This window comes from Microbacterium sp., from assembly GCF_031988965.1.
In the GTDB taxonomy this organism is placed as follows: Bacteria; Actinomycetota; Actinomycetes; order Actinomycetales; family Microbacteriaceae; genus Microbacterium.
On sequence record NZ_DALZXX010000283.1, the window covers coordinates 1 to 1,483 of the forward strand.

General features: G+C 72.0%; 1 protein-coding gene and 1 pseudogene. Both read left to right on the plus strand.

The window, feature by feature from the left end; genetic code table 11:
• The coding region (locus tag RTM68_RS18755) for a hypothetical protein (RefSeq protein WP_312173843.1) at nucleotides 1-376 on the plus strand (376 nt) is incomplete at its 5' end.
• Nucleotides 373-1,483, plus strand: a pseudogene (locus RTM68_RS18760) (hypothetical protein); the annotation flags it as partial. The gene RTM68_RS18755 and the pseudogene RTM68_RS18760, both read left to right, overlap by 4 nt.

Genomic DNA, 1,483 nt, shown 5'->3' on the forward strand with positions numbered 1-1,483 from the left:
GGCGAGCCTCGACGGCGGTGCGGTGGCGGTAGGCCCACTCACCGCCGGGAACTCGGGCGAGGTGGCCGGCGTGCTGCCCATCCCCGCCGACCTCGCTGCGGGGACGCACCTGCTGACGGTCCAGGGCGCCGCGACCGGCGGCACCGTCGAGGCCGAGATCGTGGTGGCGGCGAACGCCCTCGCGATCGCCGCCACCACGACGTCGGACGGTACGCCGACGTGGCTGCTCATCGTCACGGCGATCGCGATCGTGATCGCTCTCGCGCTGCTGATCACGAGCCTCGTCGTGTCTATCGTGCGCGCCACACGCCGACGCCGCGCTCGTCGGGCAGAGACGGTGCTACCGCACGGCGTGGCCGCGGGGGTCCGCGCATGAGGACTCTCACAGAGCGACGTCCGTCGTCGGCTCGCCTCGGCGTCTGCGGGGCGATCGCCGGATTGCTCATCGCGGCCGCGCTGCTTCCGGCAGCGCCCGCGGTCGCCGCGGACGACGACGAGTCGACCATCACCGTCACGATCCCGACCGCGAGCGACCCCGGAGGCCCCGGCGACGGCGACATCACGAACGCGGTCCTGCGCTGGGGGATCAATGCCGAGGCCGGCAGCGGCGCCTTCGCGGGCGGATGCAACTTCCTCTCTGCCGGGACCGCGGGCAATGCCGGTGGTGCGAAGGTCTGGGAGGAGGGCGACGGCCTCTACTCGGCTGCGGCCGGCAACGTGGAGGTCGTCAAGGCGGCATCCGACGGAAGCTGGGCGCCGGCCTCCTTCGCGACGAAGTGCCTCGACCGCAGCGGGGCCCCGGTCTCGGTGACGTCGGCGACCGCGCACACCGAGTCGCAGGTGGTGATCTCCCACGGCATCGGCCGGGTGGACGACGCGGGCGCGGACATCCGCTGGAGCGGCTCCTTCACGGCGGTGATGTACGGCGGCATGACCTACTGGTCGGCGTCGGACCCGCACCTGGTCATGGATGCGCAGGGCGACGGGCGGGTGACGGCGAGCCTCAGCGGGTTCGGCACGGATCGCGAGGACATGGGGAAGTGGGTTCCCATCGAGCCGCGTGAGGTCGTGATCGCCGAGATCAGGGGAGCGACGATGACGCCCACGGGGTTCGCACAGGCTCCGGAGTACGTCGGCGTGACATCAGCGGTGCAGGGTCAGGTCGCGCAGGACTGGGAGAACCTCGATCACTGGGGTGCGTTCCCCGCGTCCTTCATGCAGTTCCAGGAGGTCGTCGGACAGTCCGGGTATTGGATGACCACGGGTGGGCAGCGCGATCGCGCGAAGGTCGCCACCACCCTCTACGTCAGCTACGACGCGTCCGTCCCGATCGATGCCGCTCCCGGCCCCAGTGCCGCGCCGTCGGGGGCGGTCGCGCAGATCGCGAATCCCGTGTCGCAGCGTCAGCTGACCGCGGGTGGCGCGATCGTCCCGGCCGCCGTGCAGTCCGCCAGTGCAGGGCCGGCGCTGCCGACCACGCAGG